The organism is Pseudorhodoplanes sp. (assembly GCF_046289595.1).
Taxonomy (GTDB): Bacteria; Pseudomonadota; Alphaproteobacteria; order Rhizobiales; family Xanthobacteraceae; genus Pseudorhodoplanes.
The window spans coordinates 1-26,127 of record NZ_JBKBVB010000011.1; the positions used below are offsets into that span (position 1 = coordinate 1).

At 63.6% G+C, this 26,127-nt stretch carries 29 protein-coding genes; 14 read left to right on the forward strand and 15 right to left on the reverse strand.

Annotated elements, in window-relative coordinates; translation table 11 throughout:
• Nucleotides 1-46 precede the first annotated feature (46 nt).
• Nucleotides 47-1,000, reverse strand: coding sequence for an aspartate carbamoyltransferase catalytic subunit (locus ACK41X_RS04385; protein ID WP_409719653.1), 954 nt, complete (start codon nt 998-1,000; stop codon nt 47-49).
• A gap of 132 nt (nt 1,001-1,132) precedes the next feature.
• Between ACK41X_RS04385 and ACK41X_RS04390 the strand changes: the two genes are divergently transcribed.
• Nucleotides 1,133-2,731 carry an acyl-CoA dehydrogenase family protein gene (locus ACK41X_RS04390; protein ID WP_409719655.1) on the forward strand — a complete coding sequence of 533 codons (1,599 nt, stop codon included), beginning with the start codon at nt 1,133-1,135 and terminating at the stop codon, nt 2,729-2,731.
• A 9-nt stretch (nt 2,732-2,740) separates the two neighbouring features.
• Here the strand turns inward: ACK41X_RS04390 and ruvX are convergent, their stop codons facing one another.
• On the reverse strand, nt 2,741-3,229 hold the full coding sequence (ruvX, locus tag ACK41X_RS04395) for a Holliday junction resolvase RuvX (RefSeq protein WP_409719657.1): 489 nt from the start codon (nt 3,227-3,229) through the stop codon (nt 2,741-2,743).
• Between the two features lie 95 nt (nt 3,230-3,324).
• Between ruvX and ACK41X_RS04400 the strand changes: the two genes are divergently transcribed.
• Nucleotides 3,325-4,104, forward strand: a complete 780-nt coding sequence (locus tag ACK41X_RS04400) for a CPBP family intramembrane glutamic endopeptidase (protein WP_409719659.1) — start codon at nt 3,325-3,327, stop codon at nt 4,102-4,104.
• 3 nt (nt 4,105-4,107) lie between these two features.
• Here ACK41X_RS04400 and ACK41X_RS04405 read toward each other — a convergent pair whose 3' ends face one another.
• Complete coding sequence (locus ACK41X_RS04405; protein ID WP_409719661.1) at nt 4,108-4,497, reverse strand: hypothetical protein; 390 nt, start codon at nt 4,495-4,497, stop codon at nt 4,108-4,110.
• A gap of 169 nt (nt 4,498-4,666) precedes the next feature.
• Here ACK41X_RS04405 and ACK41X_RS04410 point away from each other — a divergent pair, with 169 nt between their 5' ends.
• Together ACK41X_RS04410 and ACK41X_RS04415 are read left to right on the forward strand one after the other, a co-directional pair.
• Entirely contained in the window at nt 4,667-5,743 is a 1,077-nt protein-coding gene (locus tag ACK41X_RS04410; RefSeq protein WP_409719663.1) for a hypothetical protein, read from the forward strand.
• A gap of 112 nt (nt 5,744-5,855) precedes the next feature.
• Nucleotides 5,856-6,095, forward strand: a complete 240-nt coding sequence (locus ACK41X_RS04415) for a hypothetical protein (RefSeq protein ID WP_409719665.1) — start codon at nt 5,856-5,858, stop codon at nt 6,093-6,095.
• Between the two features lie 63 nt (nt 6,096-6,158).
• Here ACK41X_RS04415 and ACK41X_RS04420 read toward each other — a convergent pair whose 3' ends face one another.
• The 3 genes from ACK41X_RS04420 to ACK41X_RS04430 form a co-directional block, all read right to left on the reverse strand.
• Nucleotides 6,159-6,449 (reverse strand): DUF2218 domain-containing protein, encoded by a 291-nt coding sequence (locus ACK41X_RS04420; RefSeq protein ID WP_409719667.1) that lies wholly within the window; start codon nt 6,447-6,449, stop codon nt 6,159-6,161.
• Nucleotides 6,450-6,532: 83 nt separating this feature from the next.
• A complete protein-coding gene (locus tag ACK41X_RS04425; RefSeq protein WP_409719669.1) occupies nt 6,533-7,093 on the reverse strand; it encodes a hypothetical protein in 561 nt (186 codons plus the stop codon).
• Nucleotides 7,094-7,264: 171 nt separating this feature from the next.
• Nucleotides 7,265-8,062, reverse strand: coding sequence for a DUF2189 domain-containing protein (locus tag ACK41X_RS04430; RefSeq protein ID WP_409719671.1), 798 nt, complete (start codon nt 8,060-8,062; stop codon nt 7,265-7,267).
• Between the two features lie 215 nt (nt 8,063-8,277).
• Between ACK41X_RS04430 and ACK41X_RS04435 the strand changes: the two genes are divergently transcribed.
• Together ACK41X_RS04435 and ACK41X_RS04440 are read left to right on the forward strand one after the other, a co-directional pair.
• Nucleotides 8,278-8,805: a hypothetical protein gene (locus ACK41X_RS04435; RefSeq protein ID WP_409719673.1), complete on the forward strand. Its 528-nt coding sequence runs from the start codon at nt 8,278-8,280 to the stop codon at nt 8,803-8,805.
• Nucleotides 8,781-9,485 (forward strand): NAD(P)H-dependent oxidoreductase, encoded by a 705-nt coding sequence (locus ACK41X_RS04440; protein ID WP_409719675.1) that lies wholly within the window; start codon nt 8,781-8,783, stop codon nt 9,483-9,485. The genes ACK41X_RS04435 and ACK41X_RS04440 overlap by 25 nt, the downstream gene beginning before the upstream one ends.
• A 12-nt stretch (nt 9,486-9,497) precedes the next feature.
• Here ACK41X_RS04440 and ACK41X_RS04445 read toward each other — a convergent pair whose 3' ends face one another.
• The gene (locus ACK41X_RS04445; protein WP_409719677.1) at nt 9,498-10,178 is read right to left on the reverse strand and encodes an HAD-IA family hydrolase; all 681 of its coding nucleotides are present in this window, start codon (nt 10,176-10,178) and stop codon (nt 9,498-9,500) included.
• Entirely contained in the window at nt 10,178-10,969 is a 792-nt protein-coding gene (locus ACK41X_RS04450; RefSeq protein WP_409719679.1) for a potassium channel family protein, read from the reverse strand. Before ACK41X_RS04450 ends, ACK41X_RS04445 begins: the two co-directional genes overlap by 1 nt.
• Nucleotides 10,970-11,296: 327 nt before the next feature.
• Here ACK41X_RS04450 and ACK41X_RS04455 point away from each other — a divergent pair, with 327 nt between their 5' ends.
• A complete protein-coding gene (locus ACK41X_RS04455; RefSeq protein WP_409719681.1) occupies nt 11,297-11,719 on the forward strand; it encodes a hypothetical protein in 423 nt (140 codons plus the stop codon).
• Between the two features lie 78 nt (nt 11,720-11,797).
• Here the strand turns inward: ACK41X_RS04455 and ACK41X_RS04460 are convergent, their stop codons facing one another.
• Nucleotides 11,798-12,403 (reverse strand): HXXEE domain-containing protein, encoded by a 606-nt coding sequence (locus ACK41X_RS04460; protein WP_409719683.1) that lies wholly within the window; start codon nt 12,401-12,403, stop codon nt 11,798-11,800.
• 322 nt (nt 12,404-12,725) lie between these two features.
• Between ACK41X_RS04460 and ACK41X_RS04465 the strand changes: the two genes are divergently transcribed.
• Nucleotides 12,726-13,076, forward strand: coding sequence for a HigA family addiction module antitoxin (locus tag ACK41X_RS04465; protein WP_409719685.1), 351 nt, complete (start codon nt 12,726-12,728; stop codon nt 13,074-13,076).
• Between the two features lies 1 nt (nt 13,077).
• On the opposite strand, the gene ACK41X_RS04470 is transcribed toward ACK41X_RS04465, so the two are convergent.
• The 3 genes from ACK41X_RS04470 to uvrA all read right to left on the reverse strand — a co-directional run bounded on the left by ACK41X_RS04470 (nt 13,078) and on the right by uvrA (nt 17,371).
• On the reverse strand, nt 13,078-14,055 hold the full coding sequence (locus tag ACK41X_RS04470; protein ID WP_409719687.1) for a hypothetical protein: 978 nt from the start codon (nt 14,053-14,055) through the stop codon (nt 13,078-13,080).
• Nucleotides 14,056-14,058: 3 nt separating this feature from the next.
• Nucleotides 14,059-14,283 carry a hypothetical protein gene (locus ACK41X_RS04475; protein ID WP_409719689.1) on the reverse strand — a complete coding sequence of 75 codons (225 nt, stop codon included), beginning with the start codon at nt 14,281-14,283 and terminating at the stop codon, nt 14,059-14,061.
• Nucleotides 14,284-14,407: 124 nt separating this feature from the next.
• Nucleotides 14,408-17,371: an excinuclease ABC subunit UvrA gene (uvrA, locus tag ACK41X_RS04480; protein ID WP_409719736.1), complete on the reverse strand. Its 2,964-nt coding sequence runs from the start codon at nt 17,369-17,371 to the stop codon at nt 14,408-14,410.
• Between the two features lie 262 nt (nt 17,372-17,633).
• On the opposite strand from uvrA, the gene ACK41X_RS04485 reads away from it, so the two are divergent.
• From ACK41X_RS04485 to ipdC, 6 genes are all read left to right on the forward strand, one after another.
• Nucleotides 17,634-18,542, forward strand: coding sequence for a Ku protein (locus tag ACK41X_RS04485; protein WP_409719691.1), 909 nt, complete (start codon nt 17,634-17,636; stop codon nt 18,540-18,542).
• A gap of 169 nt (nt 18,543-18,711) precedes the next feature.
• Nucleotides 18,712-21,438 (forward strand): DNA ligase D, encoded by a 2,727-nt coding sequence (gene ligD, locus ACK41X_RS04490; protein ID WP_409719693.1) that lies wholly within the window; start codon nt 18,712-18,714, stop codon nt 21,436-21,438.
• Nucleotides 21,439-21,676: 238 nt separating this feature from the next.
• Nucleotides 21,677-22,162 (forward strand): single-stranded DNA-binding protein, encoded by a 486-nt coding sequence (locus ACK41X_RS04495; RefSeq protein ID WP_409719695.1) that lies wholly within the window; start codon nt 21,677-21,679, stop codon nt 22,160-22,162.
• Between the two features lie 131 nt (nt 22,163-22,293).
• Complete coding sequence (locus tag ACK41X_RS04500) at nt 22,294-22,770, forward strand: DUF2269 family protein (protein WP_409719697.1); 477 nt, start codon at nt 22,294-22,296, stop codon at nt 22,768-22,770.
• A gap of 21 nt (nt 22,771-22,791) precedes the next feature.
• On the forward strand, nt 22,792-23,190 hold the full coding sequence (locus ACK41X_RS04505; protein WP_409719699.1) for a DUF2306 domain-containing protein: 399 nt from the start codon (nt 22,792-22,794) through the stop codon (nt 23,188-23,190).
• 33 nt (nt 23,191-23,223) lie between these two features.
• A complete protein-coding gene (gene ipdC, locus ACK41X_RS04510) occupies nt 23,224-24,864 on the forward strand; it encodes an indolepyruvate/phenylpyruvate decarboxylase (protein ID WP_409719701.1) in 1,641 nt (546 codons plus the stop codon).
• Between the two features lie 29 nt (nt 24,865-24,893).
• Here the strand turns inward: ipdC and ACK41X_RS04515 are convergent, their stop codons facing one another.
• The 3 genes from ACK41X_RS04515 to ACK41X_RS04525 form a co-directional block, all read right to left on the reverse strand.
• On the reverse strand, nt 24,894-25,187 hold the full coding sequence (locus tag ACK41X_RS04515) for a BrnA antitoxin family protein (RefSeq protein WP_409719703.1): 294 nt from the start codon (nt 25,185-25,187) through the stop codon (nt 24,894-24,896).
• Nucleotides 25,165-25,428 (reverse strand): BrnT family toxin, encoded by a 264-nt coding sequence (locus ACK41X_RS04520; protein WP_409719705.1) that lies wholly within the window; start codon nt 25,426-25,428, stop codon nt 25,165-25,167. Before ACK41X_RS04520 ends, ACK41X_RS04515 begins: the two co-directional genes overlap by 23 nt.
• A 71-nt stretch (nt 25,429-25,499) precedes the next feature.
• Complete coding sequence (locus ACK41X_RS04525; protein ID WP_409719707.1) at nt 25,500-26,126, reverse strand: MarC family protein; 627 nt, start codon at nt 26,124-26,126, stop codon at nt 25,500-25,502.
• Nucleotide 26,127 lies beyond the last annotated feature (1 nt).

The window sequence follows — 26,127 nt, forward strand, 5'->3', positions numbered from 1 at the left end:
TGATCATGGTGCGTCGACAAATGAAGCGGATTTCCGAACCACCACACTAGGCATTCGGCAGGTTGCGGGACAGGGCTTCCAGCACCGCCATGCGCACGGCGACGCCCATCTCAACCTGTTCGCGAATGAGCGATTGGGCACCGTCGGCCACGCTCGAGTCGATCTCGACGCCACGGTTCATCGGACCCGGATGCATCACCAGCGCGTCCGGCTTGGCATAGGCAAGCTTCTTCTGGTCGAGGCCGAAATAGGCGAAATATTCCTGCGTGGACGGTACGAAGGAGCCGTTCATGCGCTCGCGCTGCAGCCGCAACATCATCACGATATCGGCGTCCTGCAAGCCCTCGCGCATGTCGCGTGTGACCTCGACGCCCATGCGTTCGACATGAGGCGGCAGCAAGGTCGAGGGTCCGACCACGCGCACCCGCGCGCCCATCGCGTTGAGCAGGATGATGTTGGATCGCGCAACGCGCGAATGCAGTACGTCGCCGCAGATGGCGACGATCAGTCCTTCGATCCGGCCCTTGTTGCGGCGGATGGTCAGCGCATCCAGCAGCGCCTGGGTCGGATGCTCGTGCGCGCCGTCGCCGGCATTGATGACCGAGCCGTCGACCTTCTGCGCCAATAATTCGACCGCCCCGGAGGCATGATGGCGCACCACCAGAATGTCCGGATGCATGGCGTTCAGCGTGATCGCGGTGTCGATCAGCGTCTCGCCCTTTTTCATCGCCGAGGAACCGACCGCCATGTTCATGACATCGGCGCCGAGGCGCTTACCGGCCAGTTCGAACGAGGATTGCGTGCGGGTCGACGATTCGAAGAACAGGTTGATCTGGGTGCGTCCGCGCAGCGAGGTGCGCTTTTTCTCGATCTGCCGATTGAGCTCGACGAATTCTTCGGAAAGGTCGAGGAGACCTTCGATCTCCTGGCGCGAAAGGCCCTCGATCCCCAACAGGTGCCGCCGCTTGAGGACGAATGAGGATGTGGCCGCGATGTTCATTAAAGGCGGCTCTATAGGCCGATCGGGCGGGGCCCGCAAGGCGCGTTTCTCGCCATCCCCAATACAGGCTTAAATTCGTGCGACCGTGTCTTCTGCTAGAATGGCAGCGACGGACTGTGCCATGGAAATGCGATGCCCGAGCCGCGCGACCCAATAGACAATCAGCCGCCCCCCTTCGCGGATGTCGATTTGTTCCGGTCCGATCGCCCTCTGCAGGAGGCGGTGGCCGCGAACGGGGCTAATGCGGAACGGGAGGCGCTGTCGGCCTTTGGGCGGCATTGGGGTCGGGCTGAGATGTTTGAAATGGCACGCCTCGCCGACAGTCACCCGCCGCGCCTGCATGGCGAGATCGTGCAATTTCACCCGGCCTATCACCGCTTCATGGCGGAGAGCATGGCGGCGGGCCTGCATTGCTCGACGTGGAATGCCGATGGCTCCCCGACCGGCGCGCCGGCGGAAGTGGCACGCGCGGCGCGCTTCTACATGGCCGCGCAGGTCGAGAACGGGCATATGTGCCCGATCACCATGACGCGGGCTTCGGTCGCGGCGCTCTCCGCGCAGCCCGATTTGCGGGCGCAGGTGATGCCGAAGATCGCCGCCCATGCCTATGACCCGTCGTTCCGGCCGTGGGCGCAGAAGTCCGCCATGACGCTTGGCATGGGCATGACCGAGAAGCAGGGCGGCACCGATGTGCGCACCAACACCACGCAGGCGGTGCGCGACGGTGCGGCCTATCGTATGAACGGCCACAAATGGTTCATGTCGGCGCCGATGTGCGATGTCTTTCTGGTGCTGGCGCAGGCGCCCGGCGGGCTGACCTGTTTCTTCATGCCGCGGTTCAGGCCGGACGGCAGCGTGAACGGCCTGCATTTCGAAACGCTCAAGGACAAGCTCGGCAACCGCTCGAACGCGTCGTCCGAGGTCATGTTCCGGGATGCCTACGCGTTGCGCGTCGGTGACGAGGGTCGCGGCATCCGTACCATTATCCAGATGGTACAATTGACGCGGCTCGATTGCGCGATTTCCTCGGCCGGATTGATGCGCGCGGCTTTGTCCCGCGCCATTCACCACGCGCGGTACCGGATCGTGTTCCAGAAGAAGCTCGCCGATCAGCCGCTGATGCGCGCAGTGCTCGCAGATCTGGCGCTGGACTGCGAAGCGGCCGTTGCGGTCGTGATGCGGCTCTGCCGATCCTTCGACCAGGCGCCGCGCGATCCGGTCGAGGCCGCACGCGCCCGCATGCTGACGCCGGCGGTCAAGTATTGGGTCTGCAAGACCGCTCCCGGTTTCGTCTATGAAGCGATGGAATGTCTCGGCGGCAACGGTTATGTCGAGGACCACGTGCTGGCGCGGCTGTATCGGGAGGCTCCGGTCAACGCGATCTGGGAAGGCTCGGGCAATGTGATGGCGCTCGACCTCTTGCGTTCCGCGGGCCACGCCGAGGAGGCGAGTGCGGTCCTCGCCGCTTTGAGGGACGACACGCGCGATCTGCCGGAAGCTGCCGTTGCGCTGGCTGCGATCAAACGCATGCTTGCGGAGCCCGGCGCCGAGGCACAGGCTCGTGCGGTCGCAGGAATGCTGGCGACGGTGGCAGCGGCGGCGGCGTTGCAGGCGACCGCGCCTGAGATCGCGGCGGCATTCGTGCGCTTGAGGCTTGGCGCAGGCGCGCGCCTTTACGGGGCCGTTTCAGGAGAGGGAGAGCGATTCCTGAAACGCGCGATGCCCGAATAGACCTTGACGCTACGATACATGCCGCGCCCGCGCATGACGCAGGAAGTCCAGCGCACCCTGGAGGATGAAAGCCGCCGCATGCTGGTCGATCACCGCGGCGCGCCTGGCCCGGCTGGCATCCGCCGCGATCAAGTCGCGTTCGACCGCTGCGGTCGACAGCCGCTCGTCCCAGAACAGGATCGGCAATTCCGTGAGCTTTGCGAGATTGCGCGCGAAGGCGCGGGTCGACTGCGCGCGCGGTCCCTCGCTGCCGTCCATATTGAGCGGCAGGCCGAGTACAATGGCGACCGCGCTCCGTTCGGTTGCGAGCCCCAGCAGCATTGCGGCATCGGCCTGAAACGCCTTGCGGGCGATCGTGGTCACCCCGGCGGCGAGGCGGCGGTCGGGGTCACAGACCGCAACCCCGATGGTTTTGGTTCCGAGGTCGAGTCCGAGCAGGGCACCGTTCTCCGGCAGGAGCGTCCAGGCTTCGGTCAGGGGCGATACCAGTGCGGGCATGCCATTTTATACCATGCAGCCGGCATTGTGGAGCGGCCTATGCTAAGGCCGCGGAGCGAATTGCTGTGCGCGGCGGGCGGAGGAGATTCGAATAGGTGACGACTTCAATTCCGCCGTATCCGTCACCCGGACCGCAGATTTCGGGCTGCGTCCCGTGGGGCTTCTGGGCGACGACCGCTTTCGGACTTGCGGCGATTGCGGCCTGGCTTGCCGCGCAGCTGGTGTCCGCATTCCTCGTGCTCAGTGCGCTTGGCGCCGGCGCAGGCGCCTCGGATTTCGAGATCGCAACGCTCGCCTCTCATGCGCTGACGATTGCCATCACCACCATCCTGGCAATGCCGGCCCCGATTGCCGTGATCGCGATGGCGGCGCGCTTCGCGCATTGTTCCGTCGCCGATTATCTCGCGCTGTCCCTGCCCAAGCGCGCCGACCTGATGATCGGGATCCTTCTCATCGTCATTTTGTTGCCGCTCGGCGATCTGGCGTCCTGGCTGAGCGGCCGCGATCTTGTTCCGCCAGCCGTGGTCGAGGCTTATCGCAGCGCGCGCGCCTCGGGCACGCTTGTGCTGCTTGCGGTCGCGCTGATCGTGGCAGCGCCGCTGATGGAGGAGTTGCTGTTCCGCGGGTTCATTCTTCCCGGCTATGCGCGCTCTCCGTTCGGTCCTTGGGGCGCCACCGTGCTCACGTCCGCAGGCTGGGCGGTGATGCATGTGCAATACGAAACATTCTATATCGTGCAGATTTTCGTGCTCGGTTGCGTGTTCGGATGGTTGCGCTGGCGCAGCAGATCGACGCTGCTCACCGTGATCCTGCATGCTATCGTCAATGCCGCAGCACTGGCGCAGGTCGCTATCCTGTCGGAGCGCGCCGTCTGACAGCTAGCGTTTCGGAAAGAAGCTGTCGCGCACCGCTTCGATGCGCGACGGAGCCGCGGCGCCGCCGCCATACTCCGCCGCCCATCCCAACGCCTTATCGCAGGCGATCGTGCCGTTGCGGCGGATCCGCCAGGTGTCGTTGTCGATGATGCGATGCTCGCAGAGATTTCCGTCGGCCGGAGTGATCAGGATCGAGCCGGTACGAAGATCGTCAACCGCGGGGACGGGGCGTTCTGCAACGGATTTTCTGGCGGCTGAAAAATCCGGGATCAACCGTCCGTCCGACATGCTCATCGCCACGACGAGAGTCAAAAGGATGGCCGCGAGCACCGCGCGCCGGCCGTCCCGGGCCACCCAGCTATGATGCTCCTTGGTGCGGATTCGTCTCGCCATGGCGGCCTGTCCAGTCAGCCGTCGACAGTGTCGGACACAATCCCTTGAGGAATGGTAAGGATGAAGAACGCAATTGAATTCAACGACTTAATTTCGTTGCAACTGCGCTTGAAGGAATGGCGGAGGGCCGCCACATGTCGCCGAGCGGATTTACTGATAGAATTTGCGAATGTCCAGGTTGCCCGAAATACCGCTGACCGATTTGCGCGAGGGCGGCCCGCTGCGCCGGGCCAAGGAAGGTGCGGCGCACGCCAGAGCGCTTCGCGACGATTGCCTGTCCTGTTTTCCAAAGGCCGTTGCCGCGGCGTTGCCGATGCTGGACGGAATGGCGCGGCGCTGGCTGTCGCGGTCGCAGTCGCCGTATGTGAGAGAAATCGAGGGCATCGCCGCCGCGCTCGGGTTCAGCGGAGTCTGGTTTTTGAACGGCTCATATTCCTGGGGCTGCACCACCATGAGCCGGGATGAAGACGGCGAGCCCTGGCTCGTCCGCACCCTGGACTGGCCGTTTCCCGGTCTTGGCCGTCATGTGGAAATCGCCCGTCAATCGGGGCAGGCCGGCGAATTCTACAGCGTCACCTGGCCCGGCTATGTCGGCACGTTGACCGCCATGGCGCCGGGCCGTTTCGGCGCCGCGATCAACCAAGCGCCGCTCTGGCGGCGGACGCGGCATCCCTGGCTGCGGGTGTTCGATCTCGGCGCCAACGCCGTCGCCACCTGGCACATCCGCAATATCCCGCCGGATCAATTGCTCCGTGAGGTGTTTGAAACCTGTCCCGATTTTGCATCCGCCCGGGATCGGCTCGAACGGACCCCGGTCGCGCGTCCGGTCATCTACTCTTTGGCCGGCATCCAGCCGGGCGAACGCTGCGTCATCGAGCGGACCGAGGAGGGGTTTGAAACCAGACAGACGGCAACGGTTGCCGCCAACGACTGGCACGATCGCCGGGCGAGGTGGGAAGCGCGTGTCGGCGGCGATCTGGTGCTGACCTGCCGCTTCGAGGACGCCGGCGAAAACAGCCGCTGCCGGCGGGAGGCGATCCAGAATTTCGCCGGATCTCTGATGCGCGAGCCGTTCGGCTGGCTGGCGGAGCCGGTCAATAATCGGTTCACGCGGCTTGCCGTCGAAATGTGCCCGGCCCGCGGCCTTCTGCGCGTGATGGGGCTTGAGCGGACCGATGATAGCCTCTGCGCGAAGCCGGTGACCGCGATGCGCGAACTGAAAAGCGACAACGCCGTTGCCGCGTGAGCGTCAGGCACGGCGTTCATGGCCGGGACATCTGCGTGTGACTAGGAATGCACGGGGCCGAATCTGCCGGTCTCGATAATTCTGCCGTCTCGATAAAGGGTGAGGAGGAACCATGAGGTCGCTGATAATTGCTGCAGCTTTCGCACTTTCGGTTGGTGGCGCTCATGCTGCGGCCTGCAAGGTCGAGGCCGCGAACAAAAAGCTCGCCGGCGCCGCGCTGAACAGCTTCATGACAAAGTGCGAAAACGACGCCAAGGCGATGTGCGAGAAGTCGGCCGCCGACAAGAAGCTGGCCGGCGCCGCCAAGGACAGCCACATCAAGAAGTGCGTCAACGACGCCGTTGGAAGCTGAAGACCTTCGGAGCGCTACCGAAATTCGAGCCTGCGATGAGCAGGCTTGTTTCGGTGCGCGCCCTTAGATGCGGGTCCAGCGGACGTCGCCGAGATCCTCCCGGAAGGCAAAGCGCTTGAGATGATCGATGACGACGTCCTGGGTTCGCACGAGGGTTGCCTCGTCGGCAGCGTGGATGCGCATCGTCAGGGCATCCGCGCTTGCGGAAACCTCGCAGCGGCGATCCTCCGAGAAGGGAATCGTGCCGCTGTCCGCCGTAAACGCGACCGGAAATTTGTGGCTCCAGTGTTTGCAAAGTTGCTGCAGATAGCGGCTGGCGGATGCGGTTGAAATCTGCGCTTCCGACATAAGCATGGGTGCATTCCGTAAGCTGGTGACACCCGGCTTAGTTAGAGGATGCGACACTGGCCCGCAATCCTGCGGGGTTTCGATTGGAGCTATTCCACTCTGCCGTTGCGGGTTTGAAAGGTATTTCGGATCGCACCGATCCGGTGTTCGACCTTCTGCTGCTGTTGCTGCGGAAGGTTCGAGTTCCAGCTGGCCTCCTCGTCGCAGATGGTCTGGCCACCGTCGCGGATATGACCGGTTGCGTTGTCGATCCACCGGACCCGGCACACATTGCCGTATTCAGGGACGAACAAAAGCGCGCCGCTCTGCAGGGCAGCGCCGGTTTCGAGCGCGGCCTGCATCTCGCGTGCGGCCGCGCGCGCCGCCATTTGCTCCAGATGTGAATGGATTGCGTAGGCGGTCATGGCTCCGCAGAGCAGGAAGCCGATCGTGACGACCACCATACCCCAGCGGCGCTCAAGGCGGCCAACCCGATAAACCCGCGCCGCAACCGTTTGGGATGCCGGGACGGGCGCCGATGGTGTTGCAGCGAGCCCGGCAAGGCGCGGCGCGGCGCGGAATGCCGCCGGGGTGCGCTTGCTTGCAGACCGTTGGGAGGGAGTGCGGTTGATGGCCATTTCCAGTGCAACGTGCAACGGCCGGGTTCGCATCGCGTGAAATCCGACTGGTCAATTTGCGACGAATTTGACCGAAGTTTCGAGCGGCGTTCGGCAAGACCGGTGCGGCGCAACGGCAAGGGCCGTCATTGCAGGACGGCAAGAGCTGCCAGAGCCGGAACCCCTGGCAGTCTATGCTGCCATGGGCCGTTCCGGTCAGGGATACTAGATCACCAGCTTTCGATAGAGGTGCCAGGTGGCGTGCCCAAGCACCGGCATAACGACGGCGAGCCCGATGAAGGCCGGGAGCGATCCGGCGAGTAGAAGCGCTGCGACGATCACGCCCCATGCGGCCATGACGACGGGATTTACCATCACGGCGCGGAATGACGTCATGATCGCAGTCGCGGCGCCGACGTCGCGGTCGAGCAGCAGCGGGAACGAAATGACCGAGATGCAGAACGCCACCAGCGCGAAAATGAAGCCGATGATGTTGCCGTAGACGATCAGATCCCAGCCGGCGCTGGTGGTAAACACCTGACGCAGGAACGGCACCACTGCGTCCGGTGCGCCATAGACCCCGAACAGCGACTGGTAGAGACCACGCGCGGTGGCGATCCAGAGCAGGAACAGCCCCATCAGCAGCAAGGCGATGGCGACGATGGCGGGAAAGCCCGGCGAGCGTAAAACCCCAAATGCGTGACCGATCGATGTTGGCTCTCCGCGTTCGCGTCGCCGGCTTAGTTCGTACATCATCAATGCCGCGACCGGGCCAAGCAATGCAAATCCGGCAGCAAGGGGGAATACCAGTGGCAGCACGGCATAGCCCAGCGCCATACCGCCGAGCACAAGGCCGACAAGCGGATAGATGATGCAAAGAAAAATTGCATGGGTCGGCCAGACCTTGAAGTCCTCCCAGCCCTTCTCCAGCGCCTCGCGAAGGTCCGAAAAGCCGATGCGACGTATGACGGGAATTGCTGCCGGCTGTTCGTCGGAGGGCGTGAGGACATGGAATCGCGACATGGCCGAGTCTCCCTGTTCCGCATCAATCTGGTGCGGCCGGGCCGATGTGCGCGGGTGCGAGCCGGTCACGTCTGCCGCGACCTTTAGCGTTTATGGTAGAATGGTTGGAGAGGAGACCGAATTCACGCTTTCGTGCTTCCGGGGCGAGGGATGCCCTTGAAGCGCCGTAAATCAGGGCTCGTAAGCGAAGAGTGAAGGCTGGATAGGGTTTCACCATGAAGCTGCGCACCGCCGTCGTCGCCGCGGCCTTGACCGGTCTTGCCGTTGTGGCTGCGCTGGTCGCCGTTCCGCTGGGGCTGGCTCCAGCCATGTCCGGCCGGGCCTCGGCGGTTCCCTCTGACGCGATGATGCTGGCGCATTGGGAGAAACACCGAAGCACCTTGGACGAGATCACGGAAATGTTGCGGCGCGACCCGGCTCTCAACCGGCTTGGATTGACCTGGAGCGATCCCGCCGATCCGGAGCGTGCGCTGGTTCCGGCTGCGCGTATCGCCGATTATCGCGATCTGATGCGGGAAGCAGGGATTATCAGCGTCAGTCGCGGTCACCGTTCGGTGCAGTTCCGGTTTTATGACAGCGGCACGCCAGTGAACGGTATCGGCAAGAGTTTCGTCCGCGGCGAGCCCTCGCGGTATGCCGAGATTGTCGATGGCGATCTCGACCGGGCCGCGTCCGGCCGCACCAAAGTGCTGTTGCAGCGGTCGATTGCTGACGGCTGGTGGCTCCAGCGCGACAGCAACTAAGGGGAGGTTTTTCCACCCGGTGCGGCCCGGAATTTGCGCCAGCGCAAAGTCCGTATCCCGGAAATATGCGATTTTGTATTTTTGAAAGTCAGGACTTTGCCATGGCAAGCATTGCGATTGTCGTCGGTCATCCTGAGCAGATGACGTATTGCGAGGCGCTGGCGGAGGCGTATCGGCGCGGCGCTGAAAGCAAGGGGCACGAGGTCCGGCTGTTCAAGCTGGCCGAGATGAATTTCGATCCGATCCTCCGCGGAGGCTATCGCAAGGAACAGCCGCTCGAAGCAGATCTGCAAGCGGCATATGACGCGCTCGCGGCCAGCGACCACTGGGTGCTGATCTTTCCGCTGTGGTGCGGCGACATGCCTGCGCTGTTCAAAGGTTTCATCGAACGTATCCTGCAGCCCGATCTGGTCCGCCGTCAGGGCACCGAAAACGCCATGAACTGGCACATTTTCGAAAAGAAGTCGGCGCGGATCATTATGACCATGGCGATGCCGGTCTCGGTATATCGATTCTGGTACGGCCCTCATGCGCTGAAATTGTTGAAGTACAACATCCTCAACTTCATCGGCGTCAAGCCGGTGCGCGAGACGCTGCTCGGCATGGTCGCCGATGCATCGGATGAAAAACGCAATAGCTGGCTCAAGAAAGCCGAGGCGATGGGCGAGCGGGCGGAGTAGCAAAGCAGCCCATTACATGGTCAGGGCTTGCGTCGACAATTTCCCGCAAAGCCTTTCCGTCAGATCGCAGACCCGCTCGAACCAGATATCGGGGCCAAGCATGCGCAGCGCAGTGGGATCGGCATAGCCCCAGGCGACGCCGCCGAAGGCAATTCCGGCGTTACGGGCGGCAGCAAGATCGCGCTCCTCGTCGCCAATCGCTATCGTGCGCGCGGGTAACGCGCCCGCTTGCCGCGTGACCCTGCGGAATTTCGCCGCCTTGCCAAACAGCGAGGCGCCGCAGGAAACGTCTGAGAACAGTGCCGCGCTGGCTCCTAGCTGAGCCTTGGCATTGGCCTCGCTGTCGGACGAGACCAGCGCCAGGCGCAGGCCGCTGGACCGCAGGCTGTGCAGCGACTCGGCTATGCCGGGAAAGAGCGGAATCTCGCCGATCGCCTCGCGCTTCAGTGCCCGCATGCGCTTTGCGATCCGCGGCAGCTTCCATGGCGGCACACCGAGCTGCTTGAGAATTTCGCCGGTTCCCGCGCGGCGCAGGTCGTCGATGTCGTCCGGCGCAACCTGCCGCAACGCGAATTCCCGCGCGACCGTGTTTATCGTTCGCTGAAACCACGGAAAGCTGTCGGCGAGGGTGCCGTCGAGATCGAAAATGACGAGCGAATAGGGTTTGCCGGCGGTCGGTGGCGGGGCTGCCATCAATCGGTTTCCGCATTCGGAATTTTCAGCATCCGGCCGCACGCCTTGCAGTGGACGGCATCGGGGTCGTGAGACATCAGCCCGCAATCGGGGCATTCATAGCGGACCTTGCTCGGACGAAGCACCGCGCGCGCCAGGTTGAAAAACAGCGTGACGCCGAAAATCATGATCAGGACAGAAATCAGCCGGCCCGACGTCCCCTCCAGTGTGATGTCGCCGAAGCCTGTCGTGGTCAGTGCGGTGACGGTGAAATAGAGCGCGTCCGCATAATTCTTGATGCCGGGATTGGTGAGGTGTTGCGTCTCGTAAACGAAGCCGGTGGTGACGAACAGAAACACCACAAAGTTCGCCACCGCCAGAATGACGTCCTCATGGGTGCGGAAATAGGGAAAATCCTGGCGCAGCCGCGCCAGCAATTGATAGCTGCGCAGGAACCGCAGCGTGCGCAGGATGCGCAGGAACCCGGCGGGCTCGCCCACCAGCGGAGCGAGGAAGGAGACAATGGCAGCTGCGTCTGCCCAGGTGACGGGATGCAACAGATCGCGCCCGGGACGTTCGCTGATATAGAGGCGGGCGATGAAATCGGCGAGAATCAAAACACCGAAGCCGACATCGGCGACCTCGATCCAGTTTTCGCGCGGCAGAAACGAGGTGACGACGATGAAGATCAGGGTGATCCCATCGAAAACCAGGAGTCCATAGCGGAAGCGGGTGGCCTGCTCGGAACGACCCTCATAGAGGGCCTTGATCCGTTTGCGGAGTTGTGCGGGCTGCGCGCGCTGCAGGGACATAGCATTTCGATCCTACGACGGCACAGCATACCGTGCCCGGGCCGTGCGGGGACAAGGCCTGCGGCCGGATCGCCGGACCCGTTGCGGCACAAAATAGCAGAACGTGGCATCGCGTGTGGAACATGGTCCGGGCTTGAGGGTTGTCCTGCGGCTTTTCACCCCCTCGAGACGCAAGGTACGACGGTTATGGCAAAGGCAAAGAAGACGCGGACTGCGCAGAGCGCGGCACGCACAACAAAGCGGCCGGCGAAGCGCGCAGCAGGCCGCAAGGCATCCGCCGCGCGGACGCGCAGTGCATCGTCGGCGCGCCGCAACAGCGGCGGGATCATGAGCGGCTTGCTCGATTTCGTTCCGGCGAATTTCATGAAGGACGTGCTGGCCTCCCAGACCAGCCGCGTGATCATGGCCGAAGCGCTGGTTGCGGCGGCGGGTGCGGCGGCGGCGGTGCTCGTCGCATCGCGGACCGATGCCGGCCAGCGCGCCGGCCGCGCCATGGCCGACGGCGGTGCCCTGATGAAGGAGGCGGCGGTCAGCGCCGCAGCGGCCGCGCGCGACGTGATCGCAAGTGGCGCCACCGAGGCGATCGGTTCGGCGGCCCGCTCGCTGATGGGCGCGGCCGAGGAGACCCAGCACGACATCGCCGAAAAGGCGCTGCGCATGAAGCGCGCAGCCGCCGACAAGGCCGCGGACGCCGCCGATGAGGTGGCCGACAATGCCCGGCGCTTTGCCGACGAGGCGCGCCGTCACTGATCAGGCGTGACGACCGACGCTTGACGCGCAGACGAGAAAGGCCGGGCCGCGTATCGCAGCGGCCCGGCTTTCTCGCGTTCAGACGCGCGATTGCGCCCGCGCCTCGCCGCGCCGGTAGGGGATGACGAACAAGGCCGCCACCGGAACGTGCAGCACGACGCCTGCGATGAGCAGGCCCGCGACCTGCCATCCGGTCAGCATCCCGAGCGAAACCTCCCGCGCCAGCATCCAGATGGTGAAGGGCAGGAACAGGACGATCGAGGTGATCAGCCCCGGATTGTAGACCTTGAAGCGGATCGAGGTGGCGATGTGGGAAATGCCGTTGATCAGCGTCAACCCGACCCAGGCAAGGCCGAGCCAGCGCAGCGGCCCGGGAAATAGCGCAGCCAGCAGAATTGGCAGCCAGACATAGCCGACATTGACGAGCGCAACGCCGCCCTCGGTGACCGGCCAGTTATCGTTGCCGCTTTTGAACACGCGGGCATTGGCAAACTGGCGAAACCCGCCGGGCCACAGATGCTCCTCGATCTGGTGGATCATGTAGATGATCAGCAGCGCCGCGAACAGCGCCTGTTCGGTGGTGGGCGCCGCGCGAAACAGCGCGAACCAGACCACGATGCCGATGACGATCAGCGCGGGCAGCGCCTTCTGCCAGTCGGCGGAAATCAGATTGAGCGGATGCATGCGAAATCGGTCCTGCAAGGGGGAAGGGGACGCACGCGACTCAAGGGTAACAGGCGCAAGGCTAGCATGGCTTGCCAGATTCTGGTGGAGGGCGGATGACGCGGGGGCGCAGCGGAACCGGCAGGGCCGGTAGCCCGCATGAAGCGAAGCGCAATGCGGGGCGGCTGGTCCCGGATTTCGCTGCGCTCCATCCGGGCTACGCTTGCTGGAACGATTGAGCCGCTGTCATGGCCGGGCTTGACCCGGCCATCCACGTTCTTGAATCTTCAAGCCGCCAGAACGTGGATGCCCGCGACGAGCGCGGGCATGACCGAGTATAACGATGGGCATGCGCAAGCCAATTCATCCCGGCCGCTTCCTGAAGCGTGAGCTTGCTGCGCGCGAGCTGAGCGCCAACCGGCTGTCACTCGACCTCGGCGTGCCGTCCGGCCGCATCACCGACATTCTCAATGGTCGCCGCGCCATCACCGCCGACACCGCGCTGCGGCTCGGCCGCTATTTCGGCGGCGTAGCGTTTCCCGGCCAACTGGGTACCGGTTGGCCGAAGGAAACGCGTCACGTGAAACTTGCGCAATTCTGGCTAGACCTGCAGAGCCAGCGTGACATCGCCGTGGTGGAGCGGGAGAAGGGCGCGGAGATCGCGAAGCGCGTGCGGCCCGCGGATGCTGCGTGAGTTAATCAAGCTCTTTGTCACGGCAGCGGTGTTCATCCGCAGCTTTGCGTGCCGCGGATGCGCCGTTTCCCCATCGCGCAAATTCCAACTCACAATCTGACATTAATGACGACACTAGATGCTCTGGAAAGTCCGACAGAATGTCGAAGCTATCACGCCATTCCTCCGACAGGTCGTTGCGACGAAAAGGCGCGCCGTGAAACAACTTGTCGCGGAGCCTTCCGGACAGCTCTATTCTGTCAAACCTGATCTTGCGACCTCCATCCGAAATTTCACCCAAAGCTCCGGATTCCAAGCCAAGCATTTTGCGAACCGCTTTTCTCGATCCGACGCCATCAGCTTTTAGCGCATACGCGAGAGCTTCGAGAACGCCAAAGAGGCGAGCTGCTTTAAACAGCAGATTTCGTTCGTGGAGGGCGTCGCGGTAGAGAGAGGGTGCAAAGGCGAAGCGGTCGTCCAATGCCGTGAGTTCTCTCAATTTGTTAATATTGTTCGCAAGCGCTGGCCCGATATTTCCTGGGCCCAAGAGAAGGCGCCTGCGACTGTGAGGAGGGACCATTCTGAGGAAATATTGCGACGAAGTCGCCGACAAGTAGGCGAACTCGTTCAGGTAGTCGCCGGTAATCCAGCCTACCAATTGCTCCGCACTTTCGAAGCGTTCTCGTCCCTCGCGCTCAATTGCTTGAGGCTCGTCGCTTGTATTTGCAAAGTACACAAATGCGATTACCGGAAGTGCCTCGATGCCTTGGGTCGCAAGCAAGTCCAGAATTTTTGTTTCGCGGATGCTTCCGTCCACTAGCTCGTGGTATTGCGCCGCATATTGTACTGCGTGGCGAAACCCCATCGGCTTAAGCGGAAGCACGAACGTTCGATCGTCTGCCCAAAAATTTCCTTGTATAAATGCACCGTACGTTAGGCGATGCGCGGCGGGACGGCGCCTCAAGATTGCGGTGACGTCTGTTGAACAATCAACCGTCACGAGTCACTCCGCCGCCACCGGCTTCAGCTCGAACACCCGGCCATGTTTCGCCACTTCTGCGATGTCGCCGCGCTTCAGCGCGAGTCGGACGGCGTCGAGCTTGCGGGCGTCGTCGAGCGACATGGTCGGCGACCAGCTTTCCTTACTGTAGTGAAGTTCGATCTCAACCTCGGTCGCGTAGCCACCTTCGTGGAGCCACCTACCAAACTTTCGTGTTCTCGTTTCCATCGACACCTCTCGCGCCGATCAGCCCCTCATCCGGCTCGCGGCGCAGCCAAGTTTACGCAGGCTGCGAATACTTGCCTGCGTTTGCCGATCGCGACCTTCTCCCCGCAAGCGGGAGAAGGCAGCCTCACTCCGCCGCCTCCACCCGCTTCCGCTTCGGGCCGCCCTTGGCCAGCACCGGCTTGAGATATTGCCCGGTGTAGCTGCGCTTCTCCTTCACCACGTCCTCGGGCGTGCCGGCCGCCACGATCTCGCCGCCGCCGTCGCCGCCTTCGGGGCCGAGATCGATGATCCAGTCGGCGGTCTTGATGACCTCGAGATTGTGCTCGATCACCACCACCGAATTGCCGGTCTCGACCAGCTCGTGGAGGACGTCGAGCAGCTTGGCGACATCGTGGAAGTGAAGCCCCGTGGTTGGCTCGTCGAGGATGTAGAGCGTGCGCCCCGTTGCGCGCTTACTCAATTCCTTGGCAAGCTTGATGCGCTGCGCCTCGCCGCCGGAGAGTGTGGTCGCCTGCTGGCCGATATGGATATAGCCGAGGCCGACGCGCTGCAGCGTCACCAGGATATCGCGGATCTTCGGCACCGCCTTGAAGAACTCCGCGCCCTCGTCGACCGTCATGTCGAGAATGTCGGCGATCGACTTGCCCTTGAAGGTGACGTCGAGCGTCTCGCGGTTGTAGCGCTTGCCCTTGCAGGTCTCGCAGGTGACGTAGACATCCGGCAGAAAGTGCATCTCGATCTTGATGACGCCGTCGCCCTGGCAGGCCTCGCAGCGGCCGCCCTTGACGTTGAACGAGAAGCGGCCGGGCTCGTAGCCGCGCGCCTTTGACTCAGGCAGGCCCGCGAACCATTCGCGGATCGGCGTGAAGGCGCCGGTATAGGTCGCGGGGTTTGAGCGCGGCGTGCGGCCGATCGGCGACTGGTCGATGTCGATGATCTTGTCGATATGCTCCAGCCCCTCGATGCGGTCGTGCGGGGCGGGGGCGTCGCTCGCGCCGTTCAGCTTGCGGGCGATTGCCTTGTAGAGCGTGTCGATCAGGAAGGTCGATTTGCCGCCGCCGGAGACGCCGGTGACCGCCGTGAACAGGCCGAGCGGGATTTCGGCAGTGACGTTTTTCAGATTGTTGCCGCGCGCGCCCACGACCCTGATCATGCGGTGCTTCGACGGCTTGCGGCGCTCGGGAACGGGAATGCCGTATTCGCCGGTGAGATATTTGCCGGTCAGCGAATGCGGGTTCGCCATCACCTCGTCGGGCGTGCCCTGCGCGACGATCTTGCCGCCGTGGACGCCGGCGCCAGGGCCGATATCGAGCACATGATCGGCGAGGCGGATCGCGTCCTCGTCATGCTCGACCACGATTACGGTATTGCCGAGGTCGCGCAGCCGCTTCAGGGTGTCGAGCAGCCGTGCATTGTCGCGCTGATGCAGGCCGATCGAGGGTTCGTCCAGCACATAGAGCACGCCGGTCAGGCCGGAGCCGATCTGCGAGGCGAGCCGGATGCGCTGGCTCTCGCCGCCGGAGAGTGTGCCCGAGGCACGCGCGAGCGTGAGATATTCGAGGCCGACGTCCACGAGAAAGCGCAGGCGGTCGCGGATCTCCTTCAGGATGCGGACCGCGATCTCGTTCTGCTGCTTGCTGAGCTTTTCCGGGATCGCCTCGAACCATTCCGCGGCGCGCTTGATGCTCATGTCGGCGACTTCGCCGATGTGAAGTCCGCCGATCTTCACGCAGAGCGCTTCGGGCTTGAGGCGGAAGCCCTGGCACGCGTCGCATGGCACGTCGGAGAAGTACTTGCCGAGTTCTTCCCGCGCCCATTCGCTCTCGGTCTCGCGGAATCTCCGCTCCAGATTGGTGATCACGCCCTCGAACGGCTTTTTCGTGGTGTAGGAGCGCAGCCCGTCGTCATAGGTGAACTTGATCTCGTCGTCGCCGGAGCCGTACAGGATCGCGTCCTGGGTCTTCTTCGGCAGCGCCTTCCACTTGGTGTCGAGGGTGAACTTGTAATGCTTGCCGAGCGCTTCCAGCGTCTGCATGTAATAGGGCGACGATGACTTGGCCCAGGGCGCGATGGCGCCCTTGCGCAGCGTCGCGTCCTTGTCGGGGATGACCAGTTCGGCATCGATATGCTGCTCGACGCCGAGCCCGCCGCATTTCGGGCAGGCGCCGAACGGATTGTTGAACGAGAACAGGCGCGGCTCGATCTCGGCGATGGTGAAGCCGGAGACCGGACAGGCGAATTTCTCGGAGAACAGCATGCGCTCTTCGGCATGCGAGCCCTTCAGCCGCTTGCCCTCGGCGGCGACACCGCCGTCCGCGAACTCCGCCACCGCCATGCCTTCGGCGAGATGCAGCGCAGTCTCGAAGCTTTCGGCGAGACGCTGCGCGATGTCGGCGCGCACCACGATGCGGTCGACCACCACGTCGATATTGTGCTTGAATTTCTTGTCGAGCGCGGGCGCGTTGGCGATCTCGTAATATTGCCCGTCGATCTTCAGCCGCTGGAATCCGCGCTTCATCCAGTCGGCAATCTCTTTCTTGTACTCACCCTTTCGGTCGCGCACGACCGGCGCGAGGATAAACAGGCGGGTGCCCTCCGGCAGCGCCAGCACGCGGTCCACCATCTGCGATACCGTCTGGCTTTCGATCGGCAGCCCGGTCGCGGGCGAATAGGGCACGCCGACCCGGGCGAACAAGAGCCGCATATAGTCGTAGATCTCGGTGACGGTGCCGACGGTCGAGCGCGGGTTTTTCGAGGTGGTCTTCTGCTCGATGGAAATCGCCGGCGAAAGCCCGTCGATCTGGTCGACGTCCGGCTTCTGCATCATCTCCAAGAACTGCCGCGCATAGGCCGACAGCGACTCGACATAGCGGCGCTGGCCCTCGGCATAGATGGTGTCGAAGGCGAGCGAGGACTTGCCCGACCCGGACAGGCCGGTGAATACCACCAGCGCATCGCGCGGCAGGTCGACGTCGATATTCTTGAGGTTGTGCTCGCGCGCGCCGCGGATCGCGATGATCCGGCGGTCGCCGGGCGGTGCGCCGGAGGAACGAGGCGCCTTCTTGCTGGACTCGAACAGATCGTTCATGCGGCCGGTCTTCGGGATCAGGGTCCGGCGCCGGGACGGCACGAACGGACTCATCTCAGGGTCGGAGCGAACATAGTGAGAACGTCAGCGTCGCGCCAGAGTGGATCGCACCCGAGTGCGTGTCTCATCTTCGTCTGGGGACAAGTCCGTTCATCCTTTCCTGCGAATGTGGTGCCGGTCGCTCCGAATTGAAGCGGAACCGCCTTGGCGCGGGCGGCTTTATGACCTTGAATGGCGCCAGTTCTGTAGTTGAGGGTTTCCCATGCCCACGCGTGCGTATTGGTCGGGCCGGATCCGTCTGGCGCTGGTCTCGATCCCGGTCGAGGTTCTGCCGGCCACCAAATCCACCAGCCGGATTTCGTTCAACCAGATCCATGAACCGACCGGCAAGCGGATCCGCTACGAGAAGGTGGTCCCCGGCATCGGGCCGGTCGATGCCTCGGAGATCGTAAAGGGCTACGAGGTCGAGAAGAACAAGTACGTTCTCCTCACCGACGAGGAGATCAACGACGTCAAGCTCGAGGCCAAGAAGTCGATCGACCTGACCCAGTTCGTCGACGAGAACGCGATCGATCCGGTCTATTTCGACCGGCCGTTCTATATCGTGCCGTCGCAAGAGGACGAAGACGCAGCCGAGGCCTATATCGTTTTGCGCGACGCGCTGAAGAAAACGAAGAAGATCGGCCTCGGCCAGCTGGTGGTGCGCGGGCAGGGCTCGATCGTCGCGATCAAGCCGTATGGCAAAGGTCTCTTGCTGGAAACGCTGCGCTACGCCGACGAGATCAGGAAGCCGAGCGAGGCATTCGACACGCTGCCGTCGAAGAAGGTCGATGCCGATCTCGTATCGCTCGCCGAGGAGCTGATTGAGAAGAAGGCCGGCGACTTCCAGCCTGAGAAGTTCAAGGACAGCTATACGGCCGCGCTACGCGAACTGATCAAGGCGAAGCAGGAAAAGCGCGCGCCGCGCGAAATTGAGGAAACGCCGCCGGTGTCCAACGTCATCAATCTCATGGATGCGCTCAAGCGCAGCGTAGGGAAGGGTGGTGCTGGCAAAACCGGCAACGAGGCGAAGCCTGCAGGCAAGACGAAAGAGCCCGCGCGCAAGGTAAAGAGCGCCAAGGCCAAGAGCGCAAAGACGGCAAAGAAGCCCAGCCGCCGCAAGGCGGCGTGACTTCGTGGCAACGATTTTTACCGCGGGCTCGTTTCGCCTCCGCCTGAAAGGGGGAGGTCGATTTGCGAGCGAAGCGATGCAAATCGGGAGGGGGTCTTGCGAATTGACCCCCACCCCAACCCTCCCCCTTTCAGGGGGAGGGAGTCCGACCAGCGCGTGAGGACCAACAATGCCCCGCGGATCGCTGCGCGAATACCACGCCAAGCGTGACTTCGCCCGAACTGCGGAGCCGAAAGGCGCGGTCGGCAAGCAGAAGACATCGAAGCTCCGCTACCTGATCCAGAAACATGCCGCGCGCACGCTGCACTACGATTTCCGCCTGGAATGGAACGGCGTGCTGATGAGCTGGGCGGTGCCCAAGGGCCCGAGCGAGAACCCGGACGACAAGCGGCTTGCGGTCCGCACCGAGGATCATCCGATCGAATACGGCTCGTTCGAAGGCACGATTCCCGAAGGCGAATATGGCGGCGGCACCGTGATGCTGTGGGATACCGGCACCTGGACGCCGCAGGAGCCCGACGTCGACGGTCAACTGAAAAAGGGAAAGCTCGCCTTCATCCTTCACGGCAAGCGCCTGCACGGCAAATGGGCACTGGTGAAATTGCGCAAGCGCTCGCCGAAGGACAAGGGCGACAACTGGCTGCTGATCAAAGAACTCGACGACTATATGCGCCGCGGTGGCGCGCCTTCGGTCGAGACCGAGGTGACAAGCGTCAAGTCCGGCCGCACGATGGACGAGATCGCGCAAGGCAAGCGTGAGGGCAAGGCGGTCTGGCATTCGATCCGCAAGGGCCGCGGCGCAGCGAAAGGCGATCCGCAGATCATGTCCGGCACCGGCACGTCAGCGATCAGCAAGCGCTGCGGCTCAAAAAAAAAGCCGGAAAGCAATCCCTTGCAAAGCGATCCATCCGATCCGCCGCCGACCCGATCAAGCGCAAAGCGGCTGGCACCAAAGCCTCCGGCCTTCGTCGCACCGCAACTCGCGACTCTGGTCGAGGGGCCGCCCGCCGGAAATGACTGGCTGCACGAGATCAAGTATGACGGCTACCGCGCCGTCGCCGCGATCGCGGGCGGCAACGTTGCGGTCTATACCCGCAACGGCCTCGACTGGACCGACAGGTTCGCGCGCATCGTACCCGCGTTGAAGCGCCTCAACTGCGAGAGCGCGCTGCTCGATGGCGAGATCGCGGTTGCCGATGCAAAGGGTCATACCGATTTCGGGGCGCTACAGGACGCGCTCTCGACCGGCAAAGGCGCGCTGACCTATTACCTGTTCGATCTCCTGGAACTGAACGGCCTGGACCTTCGCAAACGGCCGCTGACCGAGCGCAAGGAAAAGCTGCGCAACCTGATGAGCGGAACGCGCGCGCCGCTGATCTATTCCGATCATGTGGTCGGCAGCGGCGCGAAAGCCTTCGAACAGGCCTGCGCCATGAAACTGGAGGGGCTGGTCTCCAAGCAGGCCGACGCACCGTATCGTTCCGGCCGGACGCGAAGCTGGCTGAAAAGCAAATGCGGCTTCGAGCAGGAATTCGTCATCATCGGCTGGCGGCCGTCGGACAAGGCCGGGCGCCCGTTCTCGTCGCTCTTGCTGGCGGTGCGGGAAGGCGACGGCTTTCGCTATGCGGGCCGGGTCGGCAGCGGCTATTCGGGCGAGGGGCTCGACCGGCTGTCCCAGCAATTCAAGGCACTGGCGCGCAAGACCGCGCCGGTGCCGGATGTGCCGCCCGATATCGCCCGGCGCGCGCGGTTCGTGGAACCGAAACTGGTCGCGGAGATTGCCTTCCGGGGCTGGACGCGGGACGGGCTGATCCGGCAGGGCTCGTTCAAGGGATTGCGGAGCGACAAGCCGGCCACCGAGATCGTGAAGGAGACACCGGTGCCGATCAGCAAGGCGAAGCGATCTGAGCGAAAAGCCGCGGCAAAGAAAGCGCCAGCGCGCAAGTCGCCGCTGCGGAAGGCGACAACGCCGGCGCGTTCGCGGGTCCGCAAACCCACTCCGCATGTCGCAACCACCCGCAATGGCGACACCGAGGAGATCGCGGGCGTGCGTATCACCCATCCGGATCGGGTGCTCTATCCGGATGCCGGCGTCACCAAGCGCGACGTGATCGCGCATTATCTCTCCATCGCCGACCTCATTCTGCCGCATGTCGCCGACCGGCCGCTCAGCCTTGTGCGCGCGCCGCGCGGGGTCGGCGGCGAAACCTTCTATCAGAAACACGCCTCGCAGGGCTGGCCGGATGAGTTCAAGGCGATCTCGATTCGCGAGAAGTCCGGCTCCGACCGCTATCTTTACATCGAGGACGAGCGCGGCCTCGTCGCCGCCGCGCAGATGGGCGTGCTCGAACTGCACATCTGGTGCAGCCATGTCGACGAGGTGGAGAGGCCGGACAGGCTCGTCTTTGATTTCGATCCCGACGAGGGGCTCGACTTCATCCACGTGAAGCAGGCCGCGAAAGACATGCGCGGGCTTCTGAAGGAGCTTGGCCTGCAATCCTTCCCGATGGTCACGGGCGGCAAGGGCGTCCATGTGGTGGCGCCGCTGAAGCGCGGACATTCCTGGGACGAGCACCGCGAATTTGCCGAGGCGCTGGCGCGGGTGATGGCGGAGCACGATCCCGACCGCTTCATCGCCACCATGTCCAAGGCCAGGCGGCGCGGGAAAATCTTCGTCGATTATCTGCGCAATCAGCGTGGCGCGACTGCAATTGCGCCGTTTTCGACGCGGGCGCGAAAGGGCGCGCCGGTGGCGGTGCCGGTATCGTGGGAAAAACTGGCGCGGCTCGACAGCGCGCGGCCGGTCGCGGTGGGGGAAGTCGAGCGCTTTGTTGGATCGAAAGATCCCTGGGCGGGATACGCCAGGCTGCGGCAGGCGCTGCCGAAGCTGAACTGACGATCATGGTTGCGGGCTCCGCTGCACTCTGGTAGAACATAACAAGAACAAGGTTCGACCTGCGCTGAGATGGCCGAGCGGAGCCCTGAACGGCCGCCGGTCACCGCGAGCTGTGGAAAAGGGATTTTCTCCGCGGCTTCCGCAAGCCGCGGAGAAGGCTTCGCACTAGGGTGCGGAAGTTTTTTGGGAAGCGTGCGGCCGAGAGCCGGGCGCAGTGTTCGGAACGGGAGAGTGTGCGATGGCGGGTTCGGTCAACAAGGTGATCCTCATCGGGAATCTCGGCAAGGATCCGGAAATCCGGCGCACCCAGGACGGCCGGCCGATTGCCAATCTGTCGATTGCGACCTCCGAAACCTGGCGCGACAAGGCGACCGGCGAGCGCAAGGAAAAGACCGAGTGGCACCGCGTGGTGATCTTCAATGAAGGCCTGTGCAAGGTCGCCGAGCAATATCTGAAGAAGGGCGCCAAGGTTTATATTGAAGGCCAGTTGCAGACCCGCAAATGGACCGACAAGGACGGCGTCGAGAAATATTCGACGGAAGTCGTGCTGCAGGGCTTCAACTCGCAGCTCACCATGCTGGACGGCAAGGGCGGCGGCGGTGGCGACCGCGTGTCGGATTATGGCGGCGGCAGCGATTTCGGCTCCAGCGGCCCGACCGGCGGGGCGCGCAAGCCGGCGATGGCCGGCGGCGGTCGCGACATGGACGACGAGATTCCGTTCTAGGTTTTCCGTCATTCCGGGAGGACGCCGAGCCGTGAGGCGAAGGCGGACGAATCCGGAATCCATAACCACGACCGGGATGACGGATTCCGGGTCCGCGTCGTTCAGGCACGCCGCGGACTGACGAGATAACGATGCCCGACCTCTATCACCTCCTGAAGCTCGCCCACATCGTCGGCGCGACAGTGCTGTTCGGCACCGGGATCGGCATCGCCTTCTTCATGCTGATGGCGCATTGCTCGCGCGACGTCGCCGCCATCGCCCATACGGCAAGCATCGTGGTGATCGCCGATGCCGTCTTCACCGCCACTGCGGTGGTGGCGCAGCCGGTCACCGGGATCGCGCTCGCTTATGTGGCGGGCCATTCGCTGCTCGATTCCTGGATCGTCGCGGCGGTCGCGCTTTATGTTTTCGTCGGCGCCTGCTGGCTCCCGGTGCTCGTCTTCCAGAAGCGCATGCGCGATTTTGCGATTGCCGCCCTGCGCAGCGGCGCACCATTGCCCGCCGGCTATGACCGTTATTTCCGGTACTGGTTCATCCTCGGCTGGCCGGCCTTCGCGGCCATGATCGCGATCTTCTGGCTGATGATCGCGCGGCCGCAACTCTGGTGAGGCAATGGCGCTGACGCAACGATGACCCTCGAACCGCTCATTCAGGCCTCGCACGCGATCCAGATCCACACCGTCGCGGCGCTCTCTGCCTTCGCGCTCGGCCTCGTCCAGTTTACCGCTCCCAAGGGCACGCCGCTGCACCGGACCATTGGCTGGGCCTGGGTGGTCCTGATGATCACCGTCTGCGTCACCGCTGTCTTTATCCACGAATTGCGGACCTTCGGTGCATGGAGCCGGATCCATCTGCTGGCGATCTTCACATTGATGATGCTGCCGTTGGCGGTGATGCATGCGCGCAGGCATCGGCTCGCAAGCCACAAGCGGGCGATGACGTCGCTGTTCCTCGGCGCGCTGGTGATTGCCGGCGTCTTCACCTTCTGGCCGGGCCGGATCATGCACAAGGTGGTGTTCGGGAGCTAGCCGGGCCGGGCGCAACCATGCGAGACTTGCGGCATGGCCAGTCTCGGAACCGCACTCCTCAATGCGCTCAAGGCGCATGGCGCCCGTGAAATCTTCGGCATTCCGGGCGACTTCGTGCTGCCCTTCTACAAGACGATCGAGCAGTCCCCCATCCTGCCGCATTACGAACTGAGCCATGAACCCGCCGTCGGCTTCGCGGCGGACGCTGCGGCGCGGTTCCATGGCGGCATCGGGGTTGCCGTGGTCACCTATGGCGCGGGCGCCTTCAATGTCGTGAACGCGGTCGCGGGCGCCTATGCCGAGCGCTCGCCGGTGGTGGTGATCGCAGGCGCCCCGGGGGCGCGCGAACGGCAGAGCGGGCTGCTGCTGCATCATCAGGCCGCGACCGTCGATACCCAGCTCGCAGTATTCCGCGAGATCACCTGCGACCAGGCGGTGCTGACCGATGCCGCGACCGCGCCTGCGGAGATTGCGCGGGTGCTGCGCTCGGCGCGCGAGCGCGCGCTGCCGGTCTATATCGAGATCCCGCGCGACATGGTGGACGCCGAATGCGCCGAGGTGCCGGTGCTGCCGCGCGCGATGGTCGATCAGGAGGCGCTGGCGGAATGCGCCAGTGAAGTGCTGGCGCGAATTGCGTCGGCCGAGCGGCCGGTGATCGTGGTCGATGTTGAAATCCGCCGCTACGGCATCGAGGACAGGGTTGCGCTGCTCGCACGGCGGCTGGGCATTCCGGTGGTGACGACTTTCATGGGGCGCGGCCTCCTCGCGGATGCGCCCGACATCGTCGCCGGGACATATCTGGGCGCGGCGGGTGAGGCCGAGATCACGCGCCTCGTGGAGGAGGCCGACACGCTCTTGCTGCTTGGCGTGATCCTCTCCGACACAAACTTCGCGTTGTCGGGGCGCAAGCTCGATCCGCGCCGCACCATGCTCGCGATCGACCGCGAGGTGCGCGTCGGTCATCACGTCTATCCCGGCATACCTCTGGACGATCTGGTCGAGGCGCTGGCGACCTGGGCGCCGGAAGCGCCGCGTGCACTCACTGTGTCACGGCCGCAGGTTCATTATCCGCGCGGCCTGACGGCGGACGAGACCGCTGTTGTGCCGTCCGACATCGCCTGTGCGATCAACGATCTGTTCGACCGTCATGGCGCAATGCCGATGACCGCGGACATGGGCGATTGCCTGTTCACGGCGATGGAGATCGAGAACACCGAGCTTGCCGCGCCCGGCTATTACGCCGGCATGGGCTTCGGCGTGCCGGCCGGGATCGGCGTCGCGGCCGCGACCGGCGAGCGGCCGATGATCCTCGTCGGCGACGGCGCATTCCAGATGACCGGCTGGGAGCTCGGCAATTGCCGCCGCTACGGCCTCGATCCGATCGTGGTGCTGTTCAACAATTGCTCGTGGGAAATGCTGCGGGTGTTCCAGCCGGAATCGAAATTCAACGATCTCTCGGACTGGAATTTTGCGCAGATCGCGCCGCATCTCGGCGGGCACGGCGTGCGCGTGACGACGCGGCGGGAGCTGCGCGAGGCGCTGGAGGCGGCGGTCGCGCGGCGCGGGCAATTCTCGCTCATTGAGGTGATGCTCAAGCGCGGCGAGACCTCACAGACGCTGCATCGCTTCGTCACGGGTTTCAAGGCGGCGCGGGAGCGGATGGCGAAGGGGTGATCACGATCCCCGCCAAGTGGTTACGATGTTCAGTCCAGATTTCTGGCCTTGCGCAGATCATCGTTGATCCGTGATTGCCAGCCAGCGCCAGTGGCCTTGTAGGCGTCCAGAACGTCAGGATCGAGCCGCAGCGAGATGGCCTTTTTGGTCGGCGCCTTCTGCTTGCCCCGCCGCCGGATTGTTGCGGCAAGTTCAGGGAAGACCTCGGCAAACGGTTTCGCTTTGGCGAAGTCTTGCTTGGTCCATTTCGGATTGTCAGACACTGCACGCATGTCTTTCGTAGAATAGGCCTTGGCCGCCTTAGTCTTTGAGAGCTTCGGCATAAAGCCTCCTTTCATCGTTGCGCGCAGGGCGCATGCTGATGACGCTGATTGCTGCGCGGCCATACCTCGCGAACACAACGCAGATCACGCCATTTGCGTTAGGACCTATGCCTCGCCAGCGCTTGTCGCGAGCCGGAATGATCAGTGCGTCAGCGAAGAACGCCTCAGTCAGGTCGCGGAAATCGAGCCGGTGCTTTTCCAGATTTGCGATGCGCTTCGGCTTGTCCCAAACGATCTTCATTTCACGAATTGTATATACAATCTGTATTCTGCAGTCAAGAAAATTGTGTATACGAATTGTTCTCGCTCACGCTAACTCCACACCGCTTTCACCCCGTCGATCACGAATTGCACCGCGAGCGCGGCGAGGATCACGCCAAGCAGCCGCTCCAGCACGACATTGCCGGTGACGCCGAGCAGCTTCGTGATGCGCGTGCCGATCAGGAACGCGACAAGGCAGGCCGCCATGACGACGGCGATCACCGCGATCAGGCCCCCGAGCAGTTTCGGGTCGCCTTGAGCCCGGCCGGCAAGGAGGATCACCGCGGTGATGGCGCCGGGTCCAGCCATCAGCGGAATGCCGAGCGGGAAGGCCGCGACGTTGCGGACGTGCTCCTCCTCCACGGCTGCCTCTGCCGTGTTGGATTCGCGCACGATCCGCACCCCGAACACCATTTCGGAGGCGATGGAGAACAGGAGAAGCCCTCCCGCGATCCGGAAGGCAGGCAGCCCGATCCCGAGCTGGCGCAGCAGCCAGTCGCCGATCAGCGCCGCGCCGCAGAGGATCAGGAGGGCGATCAGGCTCGCCCGGATGGCAACCTTTCGGCGCGCCGGGACCGTCAACCGCGCGGTCAGAGAGGTAAAGATCGGAACGAGGCCGAGCGGATCGACCACCACCAGCAGCGTCACCAGGGCCGAGATGAAGAACTCAGGGTTCATG